Here is a 16,621-nt window from a genome sequence, read left to right as displayed (position 1 = left end):
GACCAGATCGCGCCCGTTGAGCCGACAGGAGCGGCATCTTCGGTTGTCCTCATCAGTACAGTTGATAGCTCGGCGCCTTTAGTTGAGCTGTGTCGAGCAATATGCGTGATGCAGCACCGGTCTATACACAACCTATAGGCGAATTTCCGGCACCTGTCCTGACGTCCCGGTTCATCTGAGGCCGCCGCCGGTACCGACGAGGGCGTGTCATCCGCCACGGTCGTCTCGGCCTGCATCTTGATGGCGGCCAGGTTGATGGCGACCATGGCGATCGGCGCGCCAATAGGCGTGAGGGGCCCCGCCAACTCCGGCTCGGAGCGGCCTTCCCCTTTCCCGTTTGGGTCCCACAGCGCCTCCGGCGGCCGGACGAAGCCAGACTGTGACGACGGCCCAGCAGGCGCTTGACCTGGAGGCCAAGGCTTGGTTTGACCCGTTTCGCCCGGTCAGAGCCTCCGACCGGATCCAGCCCCCAACCGTGGAAGATCCCTGGCCATGCGCATCACTCTCGTCGGCTCCCGCCATTTCGGTGTCGCCACACTGAACATGCTGCGCGAGAGAGGAATCGAGATCGCGCGGGTCGTCGTTCATGATGGCGAGGACCGGCTTGCAGCCGCGGCGCGGGCGGCCGGGATCGAGGTCGTGGTCCAGGCCAATCCGAAGGTCGTGCCCGCCGGCGAGATCGCCCCCGGCACGGACCTGATCGTCACGGCGCATAGCCACGCCCGCGTCACTCACGAGGCGGTCGCAGCCGCCCGGCTCGGCGGCATCGGCTACCATCCGTCGCTGCTGCCGCGTCACCGGGGCATCGCTGCGGTGGAGTGGACCATCAAGGAAGGCGATCCGATCGCCGGCGGCACCATCTATCACCTCGCCGACCGCATGGATGCGGGCGCCATCGCCGCCCAGGAATGGTGCTTCGTCAAGAAGGGAGAGACCGCGCGCGAGCTGTGGGAGCGCGCTCTCGCACCGCTCGGGCTCAAGCTGCTCGGCGATGTCGTCGAATCGGCCAAGGCGACCGGCGCGATTCCGGCCAAGCCGCAGGACGAGCAGTTCGCGACCAAGGCGCCCAGCCTCACCCCGCACTGAGCATCTGATCGCATCGCCCTGATAAGTTGTGGACATCCTCCCCGCTGGCGCCCTCGCGGTGCCCTGCGAACGGCAGCATGGGCGGTCAGCGGAAAGATGTGGGCGTTCGCCCGCTCATGCCGTGGGCGAAGGCGCAGTTTGCGCACAATGCCGCCCGAATGCCTCCAAGCCGGGTTCCGCATTAATCGTTAATGGACTGAAATTGCTCGATAAAAATCCGTTGTGGCGCTGCGGCAAATTTTCGTCACAATTCTTCCAAATAAGGTCGTGATCAACGACATTTGAGGGACAACGATTCATGCGTCTCGACCGCATTGGAATGGCTTTCGCCGCGTCGATCCTGGTGGGCAGCTCGGCCGCCCCCGCATTCGCCCAGTCGCCCTATGACGGGCAGTGGCAGGTGACGATCGTCACCAACAGTGGCAGCTGCGAGCCCACGGCCAGCTCGACCTTGATCGTCGCAGACGGTAAGATTTCTGCGGCTGGCGCCAATGTGTCGGGTTCGATTGGACGCGAAGGCCTCGTCAAGGTCTCCATCAATGGCGCATATGCGAATGGGCAGCTCAACGGCAATTCTGGCTCGGGCAAGTGGAACGGCGCCTCGGCAGGCATCCCCTGCAGCGGCCGCTGGCAGGCTTCGCGCCTGTAACGGCGCGCACACGCTCCTGAAGATGGTGCGGCGGGTCGCGGCCACCGCCGTTGTTTTGACGGCGGGCGTGACCGCCTCGCCGGGGCATGCCGACCCTGGTCCCTTCACGGGCATGGCCGGAACATGGGGCGGCAGCGGCACGGTTGCCCTCGAGGACGGCTCAACCGAGCGCATCCGGTGCCGGGCCAATTACGGCGTCTCGGGACCGCGGATGACGCTCGTCCTGACCTGCGCCAGCGATGCCTACAAGTTCGGGCTGCAGGCCGAGGTGATCGCTGAGGGCTCGGCCATCTCGGGAACCTGGAGTGAGACCAGCCGCGGCATCAATGGCGTGCTGCAGGGCCGTGGCGGCGGCGGCAATTTCCAGCTGCTCGCGACCACCGCCGGCTTCAACGCCAACATCGCGCTCGCCACCCGCGGCAAGAGGCAGTCCGTGTCGATCCGGGCCGACAGCCAGTTCCGCGCAGCTAACATTTCACTGTCGCGGTGATCCCGATCAACTGCCGCGCCTGGCGCCGGGGACCGCACCTGCGGACGGCGGCGGAGCAAGCTGCGCGGCGGTGCGCTTGATGGTCTTGGCGACCAGCAGCGCCTGCTCCCGCGTCATGGCGAAGTCCTGCACACCTTTATGGGTGGTCAGCGACAGCACCATGAGATGAGGCTCCCGCTCCGGCCAGCCAGTGGCAAAGGCGGTCACGAAGTCGGCTGAAGCGGCGCGTTCGGTCATGTCTTGTCTCTGGCTGCCTTAGACTGTGTTGTGCTGTTCGCGGGCTGTATCGCGGCGGTCGCTTTAGGACGAAACACAGCCACACTCCACGTTTTTCTCGATGACGCGCGTCCGTCGCGAGCAAAGCCTGCAGCGGCGTTGGTGCGCTGCACCGTTGATTTCGTTTGCATTGCTCTGCGCGCGAGGTGATACAGCCCGCCTTCGCCGCCGTCCTCGCTCTCCCCGCCACCGCATGAATCGTCCCGCTTCGAAACTGATTGCCGCACTGTGGATGACGGGCTGGCTCAGCCTGATGCTGGTGATGGCGGTGGCCGGACGCGAAGCTATGCGCGAGCTCAACGTGTTCGAGCTGATGGAGCTGCGCTGCCTGATCGGCCTGGTGATGCTCTCGCCGGTCATCGCCCTCAGCGGAGGCTTTGCCACCTTGCGCACCTCGCGGCTCAAGCAGCACGCGGCGCGCAACCTCGTCCATTACGGCGCGCAGCTCGGCTGGTTCTTCGCGCTCACCTTGATCCCGATCGGCCAGGTGGTGGCGATCGAGTTCACGATGCCGATCTGGACGGCGCTGCTGGCCGCGGCCTTCCTCGGCGAGCGCGTCACCCTGTTCAAGCTGGCGGCGATCGGGCTCGGCCTCGTCGGCGTGGTCGTGATCGTCCGCCCGGATACCGGGGCGATCAATCCGGGACAGCTCATCGCGCTGGCCGCCGCGGTCGGCTTCGGTATCTCGATCGCACTGGTCAAGCTGCTGACGCGCACCGAGCCCACCGTGTCGATCATCTTCTGGATGCTGGTGGTGCAATCCGTCGCCGGCCTCATCCCTTCGCTCGTATTCTGGACGCCGCCATCGGCCACCGCCTGGGGCTGGATCCTGCTCGTCGCCCTCTGCGGCACCTTCTCGCATTTCTGCATGGCGCGGGCGCTGCTCTACGCCGACGCCACCATCGTGGTGCCCATGGATTTTCTCCGCGTTCCGCTGACCGCCACCGTCGGCTGGCTGGTCTATGCGGAGCGTCTCGACGGATTGACCGTGGTCGGCGCGGCGTTGATTCTCGCCGGAAACCTGCTGAACCTGCGTCCGCCGCAGCCTCGGCCGGTGCCGATGGGCAGTTCGGCAGGGACCTGAGGCGCCGAGCATCCCCTCAAGCGGCGTGACCCGGATCACGGAACCGCCGCGCTACACGCGATCGTCGTGGATCTGGCGCAACACCCGCGAACTGGTTTATGGCGGAAGCGTGATTTTTTGACCGGGAACAAGACTTTTGGCGCCGATCCGCGACAAATGCTGCAGTGAACGCTTCGCTTGATCGTTGGGGGATCTCCTGATGCGCTATCTCACCGTCGCCCTGTCCCTGCTCTGCGTGGTGCTGACCGCTGAAGCCGCCAAGGCCGACCGCCGGGTCGCCTTTGTCGTTGGAAACGGCGCCTATAAGAGCGTGGCCCAACTGCCGAACCCGCCGGTCGATGCCAAGGCCATGGCGGCCACCCTGCGCAACGTCGGCTTCGACGTCGTCGAGGGCACCAATCTCACCCGCGACAAGATGACCGAGAAGCTGCTCGATTTCGGTCGCAAGGCGCAGGGCGCCGATATCGCGGTGTTCTATTACGCCGGACACGGCATTGCGATCGCCGGCACCAACTACCTGCTGCCGGTCGACGCCGACCTGAAATCGGAGATGGACGTCAAGCTGGGCTCGGCCATCAACATCGACGTGACGCTCGACCAGACGATGGGCGACGCCAAGGTCAAGCTCGTCTTCCTCGATGCCTGCCGCGACAATCCGTTCGCCGCCAAGATCAAGTCGAACTCGCCGACCCGCAGCGTGTCGGTGCAGACCGGCCTGGCCGAGATGAAGTCCGGCGAGGGTACGCTGATCGCGTTCGCCACCGGCCCGGGCCAGACCGCCCTCGACGGCGAGGCCGGCGCCAACAGCCCGTTCACCCGCGCGCTGATCTCGCACATCGCCCAGCCCGGCATCGAGATCCAGCAGGCCATGACCGCCGTGCGCGCCCAGGTCAATGAGGAGACCAGCAAGGGCCAATTGCCCTGGGGGCATACCAACCTGATCGGCGCCGTCTACCTCAACCCGGCGGCGGCCCCTGCTGCAACGGCCGCCACGGCCGGGACGACGCCGGCCGTCGCGACGGCCACCGTGACCGCAGGCGAAGCCGAGCTCGAATTCTGGCGCTCGGTGAAGGACTCCAACAAGCCGGAAGAGCTGAACGCCTATCTCTCGACCTACCCGAACGGGCAGTTCAAGTCGCTGGCGATGGCGCGCATCGCCGCGATCGAGAGCGGCGCCATCAACACCGCCACTCGCAACGTCGCCAAGGGCGTCGATCCCGCCACCTACACCGAGGAAGGCACTCAGGTCAGCGAGGATCAGATCGGCCTCGACAAGACCAAGCGCCGCGACGTGCAGCGGCGGCTGACCGGTCTTGGCTTCGACACCAGGATGACCGGCGTGTTCGACGACCAGACCCGCGGTGTCATGAAGCGCTGGCAGGCGGCCCGAGGCTATCCATCGACTGGATTCCTGACCAAGCTGCAGCACAAGGCGCTGCTGGCAGAGCCGCAGCCCGCGCCGGCGACCGCCGCAGTCGGCGACGAGGCCAGGCCGCGCCGCGCCAAGCCGGCCGGCAACGTGGCTGCCGGCGGCCCGCCGCCTCAGGGTGCGCCGGTCTATCGCAATCCGCCGCCGCAGGACAATTCGGGCAACGCCGCCGGCGCCGCCTTCATCGGTGGCATGATGGGCGGTGTGCTCGGCAGCGCGCTGCGCCGGTAAGCGACTTCGTCTTTCCCCCGTAAAAAAGCCCGGAGCACGAGCTCCGGGCTTGTTCGTTAGAATGCAGCCGCCCCTCAGAGCCCTGCCGCCTTGCGCAGCGCCGCGTTGATGCGGTCCTGCCAGCCCGGCCCTTGAGACTGAAAGTGCTCGAGAACGTCCTGGTCGATCCGCAACGTCACCTGCTCGCGCACACCAGGAACCGCCGCCTTCTTCGGCGGCGCCTCCACCGGCTTGGTGGTCACCTTCTTGAACGCGGCCTCGGCCTCGGTACGGGCGTCAGCGAGCGTGCGCGGACGCCGCGGCTGGTCGGCCATGATCAGATCCCCTCGAACAGCGCGGTGGACAGATAGCGCTCCGAGAACGACGGCACGATCGCCAGGATCGTCTTGCCCGCGCTCTCCGGCCGCTTGCCGATCTCGATCGCGGCTGCAATCGCCGCGCCCGAGGAGATCCCGCCGGGAATGCCCTCGGTGCGAGCCAGCGCGCGCGAGGTCTCGATGGCGGTGGTGCTGTTGATCTTGACGATCTCGTCGATCACCGAGCGGTCGAGAATGTCCGGCACGAAGCCGGCGCCGATGCCCTGGATCTTGTGCGGCGAGTGCTGGCCGCCCGACAGCACCGGGCTCTCCTCCGGCTCGACCGCGACGACCTTGAGACCGGGCTTGCGCGACTTCAGCACCTGGCCGACGCCGGTGATGGTGCCGCCGGTGCCGACGCCGGCGACGAACACGTCGATATTGCCCGCCGTGTCGTTCCAGATCTCCTCGGCCGTGGTGCGGCGATGGATGTCCGGGTTTGCGAGGTTCTTGAACTGCTGCGGCATCACCGAGTTCGGCGTCGTCCGCAACAACTCCTCGGCGGTGGCGATGGCGCCTTTCATGCCCTGCGACGCCGGCGTCAGCACGATCTCAGCGCCGAGGAAGGCGAGCATCTTGCGCCGCTCCACCGACATCGACTCCGGCATCACCAGTTTGAGCTTGTAGCCACGCGCCGCCGCGACGAAGGCCAGCGCGATGCCGGTATTGCCCGAGGTCGGCTCGATCAGCACGGTGTCGGGCTTGATCACGCCGGCCTGCTCCATCGCCAGGATCATGCCGACGCCGATCCGATCCTTCACGCTCGCGGCGGGATTGAAGTATTCCAGCTTGGCGAGGATGGTCGCCTTGACTCCATGTTGCTCCGGCAGCTTTCGCAACCGCACAATCGGCGTATTGCCGAACGCGTCGACAATTGAATCAAATACGCGCCCGCGTCCTGGACGCTGTGCTGACGACTCCATGAAATCACTCCTCTGCGCGCCCCGCGCGACGTCGACAACGCTTCTGACCATCTTCAGCGAGCCTGTTGCGCTGCGCAAGCACGTTTGCGCGATCTTAGGACGATCGCGGCGCACAACAAGTCGTGGCTAAATTGCGAAAAACCAACGCATTTGTGTTGCGACAAGGTCAATAAACTCGGTGTATGCTTGATTTTAGCCGGATGAAGATTCACGGTGCAGGTCGACTGCAACCCGGGCGGACATCAGCAAGATGTCATCTTCGGAGTGATACAATCGGGGCGTTCGTGCCAAACGAAAGCGCCGTTGTAGAATAGATATAAGAACAGACCACCCAGACAAAACTCTTTGTGTGACGGACTTGATATCCGCGAAAGTTGGACTCGTCGGAAATAGACCCGTTCGAACGCGACTTGTTCGAAATCGACCCTTTTCGAAATTGACGTCGTTCAAGCAGAGATCGCCAACAAAGAGATCGTCCAGGAGGTCAATATGTCAGCACTCGCTGATCTCGTGTCGACCGCAACCGCCCGCCCGAATCCCCGCGGCTGCGATCTGCCGACATGCCCGGTCTGCGCCGACTCCATGATTGCCGCGGAGGCGTCGGCATATTTGGCTGACAATGCGATCAGCTATCTCTGGACCTGCGACACCTGCGGCTATGGCTTCGTCACCAAGCACTCCGTGAAAAGCCGCTTCGTCTGCAACTGAACGGCCCCAGGGCGAGAGAGTTCCGCGACGTGATGTCACGGCCGTTCGATGGCCGAGGATAACGCAACCGTCGGCCATCGAGCCGGTCGGCAGTGCATGATCAGCACAATTTCATGAGGGCCGGCGCACAGGGCCGGGCTCACAACAAGCTGACGGCCTTCACCTGAAGCGGCCGTCAGCCGGCGCGCGAGGCGATGTCGCCGCGCGCCCAATCGGCCTTGGTGCGCTCGTAGAATTCCGTGAACCGCCCCTGTGCAATCGCCTCGCGCATCCCGGCCATCAATTGCTGGAAATAGGCAATGTTGATTTCCGACAGCAGCGTCGCGCCGAGCGCCTCGCCCGCCTTGATCAGATGATGCAGATAGGCGCGGGCATAGCTGCGCGCCGCCGGCCACGGGCTCTCCTCATCCAGCGGCCTGTCATCGTCGGCATGACGCGCGTTGCGCAGGTTCACCGGCCCGAAGCGCGTGTAGGCGACGCCGTGGCGGCCGTTGCGGGTCGGCAGCACGCAGTCGAACATGTCGATGCCGCGCCGGACCGACTCCAGGAGATCGTCAGGCGTGCCGACGCCCATCAGGTAGCGCGGACGGTCGGCCGGCAGCGCCGGCGCGGTCGCCTCGATCATCTCGAGCATGACCGCCTGCGGCTCGCCGACGGCCAGGCCGCCGATCGCATAGCCGTGGAAGCCGATGTCGACCAGCGCCTGCGCGCTGGCGACGCGTAGTGCGGGCACGTCGCCGCCCTGCACGATGCCGAACAGCATGTAGCCTGCCGGCGCCTTCTCGAAGGCGCGGCGGCAGCGTTCGGCCCAGCGCAGCGACAGCCGCATCGCGCGCTCGATATCGTCGCGCTCGGCCGGCAGCCGCACGCATTCGTCGAGCTGCATCGCGATGTCGGAGTTGAGCAGGCGCTGCACCTCGATGGCGCGCTCCGGTGACAGCTCGATCTTCGCGCCGTCGATGTGCGAGCGGAACGTCACCGCCTGCTCGGTCACCTTGCGCAAGCCCGACAGCGACATCACCTGGAAGCCGCCGGAATCGGTCAGCATCGGACCGCCCCAGCCGGTGAAGCGCTGGAGGCCGCCAAGGGCGGCGATGCGCTCTGCCGTTGGCCGCAGCATCAGGTGATAGGTGTTGCCCAGCACGATGTCGGCGCCGGCCTCGCGGACGTCGCGCCAGTGGATGCCCTTCATGGCGCCGGCGGTGCCGACCGGCATGAAGGCCGGGGTGCGCACCACGCCGTGCGGAGTCGTCAGCCGGCCGGTACGGGCCGCGCCGTCTGTGCCGAGCAGTTCGAAATGGTTGGGAAGGTCGCTGACCGAGGAGCTCATGGCCGGCTTATTGCGTCAGGACCGCCCCCGATTCAACCGCGATGGCGCTGTTTTGGTGCCTTTCGGCCGTTGACGGCGGTTCCGGCCGCCCCTATGGTCCGGCGCCATGTCGACCTCGACCAAACGCACGACGAAAACCACCAAGCCCTTGCGGGCCTCGGGAGGCGTGCGCGCGTAGTCGAACTCGATTGCGACCATCTTCGAACCGAAGCCCCGCCTGATGAAGGTCCGGGGCTTTTTTTATGCCCAGATTCCAACCGGAGACTTGAAGACGTGCCTCACGATCCCACCATTGCCATCGTCGGCGTCACCGGCGCCGTCGGCGCCGAGTTCATCGCCACCCTGGACCGCCGTAATGTCCGCGTCGGCAAGCTCAAGGCGCTGGCAAGCGCCCGCTCGGCCGGGCAGACCCTCACCTTCCGTGGCCAGACGATCGTGATCGAGGAGCTCAACGAGCGCTCGTTCGAAGGCGTCGACATCGCGCTGTTCTCGGCCGGCAGCGGCATCTCCAAGAAGTTTGCGCCGATTGCGGTCCGCTCCGGTGCCGTGGTGGTCGACAACTCCTCGGCCTTCCGGATGGACCCGAACGTTCCGCTGGTCATCCCGGAGATCAACGCCCGCCGCATCCGCGACCACAAGGGTATCATTGCCAACCCGAACTGCGCGGCCATCACGGCGCTGGTGCCGCTGTGGCCGATCCACCAGAAGAACCGCATCAAGCGCATGATCATCTCGACCTACCAGGCCGCCAGCGGCGCCGGTGCGGCGGCGATGGACGAGCTGGTGCAGTCGACCCGCGCGAGCCTCAACGGCCAGGTCTATGCGCCCAAGGTGATGCCGCACCCGTTCGCCTTCAACCTGTTCAGCCACAACACGGCCATCGATCCCGACACCGGCTACAACGACGAAGAGACCAAGGTCATCAACGAGACCCGCAAGATCTTCGAGGATGAAGGGATCGCCGTCGGCGTCACCTGCGTCCGCGTGCCGGTGCTGCGCGCGCATTGCGAGGCGATCACCTTCGAATGCGAGAAGCCGATCACCGAGGACGACGTCCGCCGCATCCTGGCGACCGCGCCCGGCGTGCGCGTGGTCGACGACCGCGCGAAGAACTACTTCCCGATGCCGGTCGACGCCTCCGGCCAGGACGACGTGCTGGTGGGCCGCATCAGGACGGATCTGTCCGATCCGTCAGGTCACTCGATCGCGATGTTCGTCGCCGCCGATCAGCTGCTCAAGGGCGCTGCGCTGAATGCGGTGCAGATCGCCGAGCTCTTGCCGGAGCAGGCCATGGCGTGAGGCGGCCACGCACCCTACTCGCCAACACTGTCATCACCCGCGAAAGCGGGTGATAGACGGTGGGCACGCATCGCCTTCGGCGCCGCTTTGCCCACCCTACGTTTCTGCGCTCTACGGCTCGACGACCCGCTCGTCCGGTTGGCGGAACAGCAGACACGCATCGCCGTAGGAATAGAACCGGTAGCCGCTTTGAATCGCATGCGCGTAAGCCGCCTGCATCGTCTCGAGCCCGGCGAAGGCCGAGACCAGCATGAACAGGGTCGAGCGCGGCAGATGGAAGTTGGTCATCAGGATGTCGACCGCGCGAAAGCGATAGCCGGGCGTGATGAAGATCGACGTCTCCGCCTCGAATGGTGCGATCGTGCCGTCGGGCTGCGCCGCGCTCTCGAGCAGCCGCAGCGACGTCGTTCCGACCGCGACGATGCGGCCGCCTTGGGCGCGGGCCCGGTTCAGCGCAGCGGCGGTCTCAGGCGTCAGACTGCCCCACTCCGCATGCATGCGGTGGCCTTCGGTGTCATCGACCTTCACGGGCAGGAAGGTGCCGGCGCCGACATGCAGGGTGACGCGCTGCAGCCCGACGCCGCGCTCGCGCAGCCGCCGTTCCAGCGTCGGCGTGAAATGCAGTCCGGCGGTGGGGGCCGCCACCGCGCCCTCCTTGGCCGCGAACATGGTCTGATAATCGGTCGCGTCCTGCTCGTCTGCGGGCCGCCTGCCGGCGATGTAGGGCGGCAGCGGCGGCCGGCCGAGATCGGCGATCGCCTGGTCGAGCGCGGGCCCATGAAACACAAAGGACAGCGTCAGCTCGCCCTCCTCGCCCTTGGCTTCGACGGTGGCGTCGAGATGGCCGAGCAGGCAGACCTTGCCCTCGTTGCCGAAACGGATCGTATCGCCTGGCGCGAGCTTCTTGGCGGGCCGCACCAGCGCCTGCCAGCGCGAGCCGTCGAGCCGCTTGATCAGGGTCGCCTCGATCTTCGCCTCGGTCTCGCGGCTGATGCGGCGTCCTGAGAGCTGAGCGGCGATGACCTTGGTGTCGTTGACGACGAGCTGATCGCCCGGCTCCAGCCAGTCCGGCAGGTCGGCGACCGTGCGGTCGCGCAGCACGCCATCGCCCTGCACCACCAGCATGCGCGCGGATTCGCGCGGGCTCGCCGGCCGCAGCGCGATGTTTTCGGGGGGCAACTGAAAGTCGAAGAGGTCTGTGCGCATCGTCGTTCTGGAACGACCGTCGAAAACCTCATCCTGAGGAGCGCGTCAGCGCGTCTCGAAGGATGAGGCCCGACTGTGGCCTCATGGTTCGAGACGCGTGCTGCGCACGCTCCTCACCATGAGGGTCAAAAGCCGAGGGCGGTACTGCACACCGACCATGAACACGCCGAGAGGCGTGTTCATGGAGAGGGTCGTTGGTTACGCCGCGTCGGCGGCCATGTAGGCCTTCACGATCTTGTCCGGGTTCTGCACCGGCTCGCCGCGCTTGATCTTGTCGACATTCTCCATGCCCTCGGTGACCTTGCCCCAGACCGTGTACTGTTTGTCCAGGAAGCGGGCGTCGTCGAAGCAGATGAAGAACTGGCTGTCGCCTGAATCTGGATTGGCCGCACGCGCCATCGAGGCGGTGCCGCGAACATGCGGCTCGGCGTTGAACTCGGCCTTCAGCTTCTTGCCGGAGCCGCCGGTGCCGGTGCCCTGCGGGCAGCCGGTCTGCGCCATGAAGCCGTCGATGACGCGGTGGAAGACGATGCCGTCGTAGAAGCCCTCGCGGACGAGCTCCTTGATGCGCGCGACATGGCCGGGCGCGAGATCGGGACGCATCTCGATGGTGACGGGGCCCTGGGTGGTCTCGAGGATCAAGGTATTTTCGGTCACAGCCATGCTGGTCTCTCGGTTTTGGTAGAATTGACGGGGGTCAGGACAAAGCAAATCCTGGGTCTGAAATGTCGCGGCGCCTTCCCATGTGCGGCCGTCACCCCTCCTGACGGCAATCCGAGCACGACGAGGCCCGCGATGCTGGTCCAGAATAGACCCAATGCGTTTAAAGCTGAAGCCACCGGCCCTGTCGATGTGGCGGGCCGGCAGAATCGGCATGCCGCCGCGACGTGGCAAAAGGTTCCTTAAAGCCCGAGGGAACCGGGCGCGAGACCCGGGTGTCCCCCTGCTCTGCCTCTACTTGATGTCCGAGGCGACCTGAACCTTCACCATCTTGTCCGGATCGGTGACGGCACCGCCCGAGGAGCCCGGAGGCGCCTTCTTGAGCTTGTCGACGACGTCCATGCCCTGCACGACCTCGCCAATCACGGTGTATTGGCCGTTGAGGAAGGAGGCATCGCCGAAGCAGATGAAGAACTGCGAGTTGGCGGAATCGACGCTATCGCCCCGGCGCGCCATGCCGACGGTGCCGCGCTTGAACGGCGTGCTCGAAAACTCCTGCTTCAGGTTCGGGTACTTCGAGCCGCCGGTGCCATTGAAGTTCTGGCCGTCACCGGTCTGCGCCATGAAGCCGTCCATGACGCGGTGGAACGGCACGTTGTTGTAGAAGCCTTCGCGCGCCAGCGTCTTCAGCCGCTCGGCATGCTGTGGCGCCAGATCGGTGCGCAGCTTGATGATGATGCGGCCCTTGGTGGTGTCGATGACCAGGGCATTCTGCTTGTCGAGGCCGGCAGGCAGCGACTGGGCCAGCGCCGGCAATGCGAAGACGAGAGCGAAGACGAAAGCGAGCGCGCGGATCATGGCAACTCCGATGACATGAGACGATGTGGAGAGGAAGGCACCGCCGGAAGCGGCCGGTGCCTGAAGGATCACTTGAACTTGGCCTTGAGACTTTCGACCACCGACGGCGGCACGAAATGCGAGATCTCGCCGCCCATGGCGGCGATCTGGCGAACCAGCGTGGCTGCGATCGGACGGACACCCACCGAGGCTGGAACGAACACCGTCTGGACCTGCGGTGCCATGGTCTGGTTCATGCCGGCCAACTGCATCTCGTAGTCGAAATCGGTGCCGTCGCGCAGGCCCCGGATCATCATGATCGCACCGGCCTTTTGCGCGGCCGTGACCGTCAGATTGTCGTAGGTCGAAGCCTCGAAGCTGCAGCCCGCCGCGGTTGCCACGGGGCCGAAGATCTCATGCGCCATCGCCAGCCGCTCCTCGGTCGAGAACAGCGGCTTCTTGCCGTGATGCACGCCGACCGCGACGATCAGGCGGTCGCAGAGGTGGACGGCCTGCCGGACCACATCGAGATGGCCGTTGGTGACGGGATCAAACGAGCCCGGATAGAGCGCAATGCGTTGCATGCGCTCGTCCTATACCGCCCGGAACAGGCCGGCAAGCCGCCGTCAGGCGCGCTGGCGTGGCTGTGATGGGCAAAGAGCGGCCGAGAGACTGCATTGCGATGGAACGAGGTGCGACGCCGGTGGGCCGGAACCGTGGTCGGCTACCGCGATTGTTTCGTCGGAACATCCGACATGAAACACGCTCGCGCCGAGACGAAACCAATTCGCCCGTCCCGCGAAGACGTCTCGAAACCCGACCTGGTTATCAAATCGTTAACGAACACGGGCCGAACGGCCCAGACAGGGGACCGTCATGATCAAAGCGCTATCTGCAGTCGCAGCAGCCGGCTTGGTGGCTGCCGGCATCACCCTCCTGCCCGGCTTCGCTCCCCAGGTCGAAGCCAGCGTGCCGCGTCCGCTGGCCAAGGCGGACCGCCTGGACATCCGCCCGATCGGCCGCGACTGCTCGCAGCAGGCCTGGCCCAACTTCGAGGCGGGCTGCCTGCGCAGCGCCGGAACCCGGGGAACCATCCGCGAGGCCAGGATGGTCTCGGTCGAGCGGACGCAGTGAGGCGAACAGCGAAAGACCTGCGTCGTCCGCTATTCGCTACGCCCTATTCGCCATTCGCCTGGTCAGCGTTCCCGTTGCCGTTCTCGGCCTCCTCGCCGATATGCTCCACCGAAACGACGTGCTCATCATCGGCGGTGTCGAACACGATGACGCCCTGCGTCGAGCGTCCCGCGATGCGGATGCCGTCGACGGGGCAACGGATCAACTGCCCCTTGTCCGTCACCAGCATGATCTGATCGCCATCCTCGACCGGGAATGAGGCGACGAGCTTGCCGTTGCGGTTGTTGACCGACATCGCGACGATGCCTTTGCCGCCGCGGCCGGTGGTGCGGTACTCGTAGGACGAGGTGCGCTTGCCGTAGCCGTTGACCGAGACGGTCAGCACCACCTGCTCCTGCGCCGACATCTCGACATAGCGTTCCTGCGACAGCTGGATCGCGCCAGCGGCCGCCTCCTCGCCCTCGGCCTCGACCGGCTCCTCGGTGGCAGCATCGCCCGACATCGCCCGGCGCATCTTCAAGTACGCCGTACGCTCGTCCGAGGTCGTCTCGACATGGCGCAGGATCGACAGCGAGATCACCTTGTCGCCGCCGGCGAGCGCGATGCCGCGCACGCCCATCGAGGTCCGACCGGTGAAGACGCGCACGTCGGTGACGGGGAAGCGGATGCACTGCCCGCCCGACGCCGTGAGCAGGACGTCGTCGCGCTCGGTGCAGATCTGCACGTTGACGATCTCTTCGCCCTCGTCGAGCTTCATCGCGATGATGCCGGAGCGGCGCACGTCGACGAAATCCGACAGCTTGTTGCGGCGGACGTTGCCGCCGGTGGTCGCGAACATCACGTCGAGATTGGCCCAGGAGGATTCATCCTCCGGCAGCGGCATGATGGTGGTGATGCGCTCGCCCTGCTCCAGCGGCAGGATGTTGATCAGCGCCTTGCCACGCCCGTTGGGCGCCGCGATCGGCAGCCGCCAGACCTTCTCCTTGTAGACCTGGCCGCGCGACGAGAAGAACAGCACCGGCGTGTGCGTGGAGGCCACGAACAGCCGGCTGACGAAATCCTCCTCGCGGGTCTGCATGCCCGAGCGGCCCTTGCCGCCGCGGCGCTGCGCCCGATACGCCGACAGCGGCACGCGCTTGGTGTAGCCGGCATGCGACACGGTCACGACCATGTCCTCGCGCTGGATCAGGTCCTCGTCCTCGACCTCGCCTTCCTGCTCGGCGATCACGGTGCGGCGCGGCGTGCCGAACTCCGCCTTAACAGCGGCGAGCTCGTCCTTGATGATCCCCTGTACCCGCGCCCGCGAGCGCAGGATGTCGAGATAGTCGTTGATCTCGACCTTGAGCTTGTCGAGCTCGTCGGAAATCTCCTCGCGACCGAGCGCCGTCAGGCGCTGCAGGCGCAGGTCGAGAATCGCCTTGGCCTGCTCGAACGACAGCCGGATGGTGCCGTCCTCGGAAAGACGGTGGCGCGGATCGTCGATCAGCGTGATGATGGCCTCGACGTCGCGCGCCGGCCAGTCGCGCGACATCAACGCCTCGCGCGCGGTCGCAGGATCGGGCGACGTCCTGATGACCCGGATGACCTCGTCGATGTTGGCGACGGCCACGGCAAGGCCGACCAGGATATGAGCGCGGTCGCGCGCCTTGTTGAGCAGGAACTTGGTCCTGCGCGTGACGACACGCTCGCGGAACGCGACGAAGATCGTCAGCAGGTCCTTCAACGTCATCGTCTGCGGGCGGCCGCCGTCGAGCGCCAGCATGTTGGCGGCGAAGCTCGTCTGCAGCGGCGTGAACTTGTAGAGCTGGTTGAGCACGACGTCCGGCACGGCGTCGCGCTTCAGCTCGACGACGACGCGGTAGCCGTCGCGGTCGCTTTCGTCGCGCAGGTCGGCGACGCCTTCGATCTTCTTTTCGCGCACCAGTTCGGCGATGCGCTCGACCATCGTCGCCTTGTTCACCTGGTAGGGAATCTCGGAGATGATGATCGCCTCGCGATCCTTGCGGATCGTGTCGATCGTCACCTTGCCGCGCATCATGATCGAGCCGCGGCCCAGATGATAGGCCGAGCGGACGCCGGCGCGGCCGAGGATGATGCCACCGGTCGGGAAATCCGGCCCCGGAATGATGTTGATGAGGTCGTCGATCGTGAGCGCGGGATTGTCGATCAGCGCGATGCAGGCATCGATCACCTCGCCGAGATTGTGCGGCGGGATGTTGGTGGCCATGCCGACCGCGATGCCGCCGGCGCCATTGACCAGCAGGTTCGGATATTTGGCCGGAAGAACCGACGGTTCCTTGTCGGAATTGTCGTAGTTGGCCTGGAAGTCGACGGTGTCCTTGTCGATGTCGTCGAGCAGCGGAATCGCCGACTTGGCGAGCTTCGCTTCGGTGTATCGATAGGCCGCGGGGGGATCGCCGTCGACGGAACCGAAATTGCCCTGGCCGTCGATCAGCGGCACGCGCATCGAGAAGTCCTGCGCCATGCGCACCATGGCGTCGTAGATCGACTGATCGCCATGCGGATGGTATTTACCGATGACGTCGCCGACCACGCGCGCGGACTTGACGTACTTCTTGTCGGGCGTGTGCCCCTGCTCGTACATCGAATACAGGATGCGCCGGTGCACGGGCTTGAGGCCGTCGCGCGCATCGGGCAGCGCTCGCGACACGATCACGCTCATCGCGTAATCGAGGTAGGAGCGTTTCATCTCGTCGAGGATGGAAACGGGACGAATGTCGGAAGGTCCGCCCGGCTCGCCGGGCTTCTCATCTTCTTTATCGGACAAAGGGGATACCGGTCGGTTTTGACACGCGAAAATCGCTTGGAATCATATAGCGCATGGCGCTGCCGCTAGCCACCCCCAAGGGGGTTCGGAGCGCGCTTTTTCTGCTCGCCTTTCCAGGGACTTAACCGGTTGCCG

General features: G+C 65.6%; 17 protein-coding genes. 8 read left to right on the top strand and 9 right to left on the bottom strand.

From position 1 onward, the window contains the following. Positions 1 to 492: 492 nt before the first annotated feature. The 3 genes from QW845_RS01340 (at position 493) to QW845_RS01330 (ending at position 2,225) form a co-directional block, all read left to right on the top strand. Positions 493 to 1,086 (top strand): formyltransferase family protein, encoded by a 594-nt coding sequence (locus QW845_RS01340; protein WP_315799870.1) that lies wholly within the window; start codon positions 493 to 495, stop codon positions 1,084 to 1,086. Between the two features lie 298 nt (positions 1,087 to 1,384). Further along, positions 1,385 to 1,735 carry a hypothetical protein gene (locus QW845_RS01335; RefSeq protein ID WP_315751045.1) on the top strand — a complete coding sequence of 117 codons (351 nt, stop codon included), beginning with the start codon at positions 1,385 to 1,387 and terminating at the stop codon, positions 1,733 to 1,735. Positions 1,736 to 1,757: 22 nt separating this feature from the next. Continuing rightward, complete coding sequence (locus QW845_RS01330) at positions 1,758 to 2,225, top strand: hypothetical protein (protein ID WP_315799869.1); 468 nt, start codon at positions 1,758 to 1,760, stop codon at positions 2,223 to 2,225. A 6-nt stretch (positions 2,226 to 2,231) separates the two neighbouring features. Here QW845_RS01330 and QW845_RS01325 read toward each other — a convergent pair whose 3' ends face one another. Then, positions 2,232 to 2,462: a hypothetical protein gene (locus QW845_RS01325; RefSeq protein WP_315799868.1), complete on the bottom strand. Its 231-nt coding sequence runs from the start codon at positions 2,460 to 2,462 to the stop codon at positions 2,232 to 2,234. Between the two features lie 232 nt (positions 2,463 to 2,694). Between QW845_RS01325 and QW845_RS01320 the strand changes: the two genes are divergently transcribed. Together QW845_RS01320 and QW845_RS01315 are read left to right on the top strand one after the other, a co-directional pair. Further along, positions 2,695 to 3,585 carry a DMT family transporter gene (locus QW845_RS01320; protein ID WP_315799867.1) on the top strand — a complete coding sequence of 297 codons (891 nt, stop codon included), beginning with the start codon at positions 2,695 to 2,697 and terminating at the stop codon, positions 3,583 to 3,585. A gap of 199 nt (positions 3,586 to 3,784) precedes the next feature. Next, the gene (locus tag QW845_RS01315; protein WP_315799866.1) at positions 3,785 to 5,245 is read left to right on the top strand and encodes a caspase family protein; all 1,461 of its coding nucleotides are present in this window, start codon (positions 3,785 to 3,787) and stop codon (positions 5,243 to 5,245) included. A 74-nt stretch (positions 5,246 to 5,319) separates the two neighbouring features. On the opposite strand, the gene QW845_RS01310 is transcribed toward QW845_RS01315, so the two are convergent. Both QW845_RS01310 and cysK read right to left on the bottom strand, forming a co-directional pair. Then, positions 5,320 to 5,559 carry a BrnA antitoxin family protein gene (locus QW845_RS01310; RefSeq protein ID WP_315799865.1) on the bottom strand — a complete coding sequence of 80 codons (240 nt, stop codon included), beginning with the start codon at positions 5,557 to 5,559 and terminating at the stop codon, positions 5,320 to 5,322. Between the two features lie 2 nt (positions 5,560 to 5,561). Further along, positions 5,562 to 6,524, bottom strand: a complete 963-nt coding sequence (cysK, locus tag QW845_RS01305; RefSeq protein ID WP_315799864.1) for a cysteine synthase A — start codon at positions 6,522 to 6,524, stop codon at positions 5,562 to 5,564. A 489-nt stretch (positions 6,525 to 7,013) separates the two neighbouring features. On the opposite strand from cysK, the gene QW845_RS01300 reads away from it, so the two are divergent. Beyond that, positions 7,014 to 7,232 carry a hypothetical protein gene (locus QW845_RS01300; RefSeq protein WP_315711782.1) on the top strand — a complete coding sequence of 73 codons (219 nt, stop codon included), beginning with the start codon at positions 7,014 to 7,016 and terminating at the stop codon, positions 7,230 to 7,232. 175 nt (positions 7,233 to 7,407) lie between these two features. Here QW845_RS01300 and tgt read toward each other — a convergent pair whose 3' ends face one another. Beyond that, positions 7,408 to 8,562 (bottom strand): tRNA guanosine(34) transglycosylase Tgt, encoded by a 1,155-nt coding sequence (tgt, locus tag QW845_RS01295; protein ID WP_315799863.1) that lies wholly within the window; start codon positions 8,560 to 8,562, stop codon positions 7,408 to 7,410. A gap of 273 nt (positions 8,563 to 8,835) precedes the next feature. Between tgt and QW845_RS01290 the strand changes: the two genes are divergently transcribed. Continuing rightward, a complete protein-coding gene (locus QW845_RS01290; protein ID WP_315799862.1) occupies positions 8,836 to 9,861 on the top strand; it encodes an aspartate-semialdehyde dehydrogenase in 1,026 nt (341 codons plus the stop codon). A gap of 111 nt (positions 9,862 to 9,972) precedes the next feature. Here QW845_RS01290 and queA read toward each other — a convergent pair whose 3' ends face one another. From queA to coaD, 4 genes are all read right to left on the bottom strand, one after another. After that, positions 9,973 to 11,067, bottom strand: a complete 1,095-nt coding sequence (gene queA / locus QW845_RS01285; protein ID WP_315799861.1) for a tRNA preQ1(34) S-adenosylmethionine ribosyltransferase-isomerase QueA — start codon at positions 11,065 to 11,067, stop codon at positions 9,973 to 9,975. A 198-nt stretch (positions 11,068 to 11,265) separates the two neighbouring features. Continuing rightward, entirely contained in the window at positions 11,266 to 11,730 is a 465-nt protein-coding gene (locus QW845_RS01280) for a peptidylprolyl isomerase (RefSeq protein WP_315799860.1), read from the bottom strand. A gap of 291 nt (positions 11,731 to 12,021) precedes the next feature. Then, positions 12,022 to 12,585: a peptidylprolyl isomerase gene (locus QW845_RS01275; RefSeq protein ID WP_315711771.1), complete on the bottom strand. Its 564-nt coding sequence runs from the start codon at positions 12,583 to 12,585 to the stop codon at positions 12,022 to 12,024. A 68-nt stretch (positions 12,586 to 12,653) separates the two neighbouring features. Next, positions 12,654 to 13,148 (bottom strand): pantetheine-phosphate adenylyltransferase, encoded by a 495-nt coding sequence (gene coaD, locus QW845_RS01270; RefSeq protein WP_315799859.1) that lies wholly within the window; start codon positions 13,146 to 13,148, stop codon positions 12,654 to 12,656. 292 nt (positions 13,149 to 13,440) lie between these two features. Here coaD and QW845_RS01265 point away from each other — a divergent pair, with 292 nt between their 5' ends. Continuing rightward, positions 13,441 to 13,698, top strand: coding sequence for a hypothetical protein (locus QW845_RS01265; protein WP_315799858.1), 258 nt, complete (start codon positions 13,441 to 13,443; stop codon positions 13,696 to 13,698). A 43-nt stretch (positions 13,699 to 13,741) separates the two neighbouring features. Here the strand turns inward: QW845_RS01265 and gyrA are convergent, their stop codons facing one another. Then, entirely contained in the window at positions 13,742 to 16,486 is a 2,745-nt protein-coding gene (gyrA, locus tag QW845_RS01260; protein ID WP_315799857.1) for a DNA gyrase subunit A, read from the bottom strand. Between the last annotated feature and the right edge of the window lie 135 nt (positions 16,487 to 16,621).

It is taken from the genome of Bradyrhizobium sp. SZCCHNS3002 (assembly GCF_032377435.1).
Lineage (GTDB): Bacteria > Pseudomonadota > Alphaproteobacteria > Rhizobiales > Xanthobacteraceae > Bradyrhizobium.
This window is presented reverse-complemented; position numbering and strand designations above follow the sequence as displayed.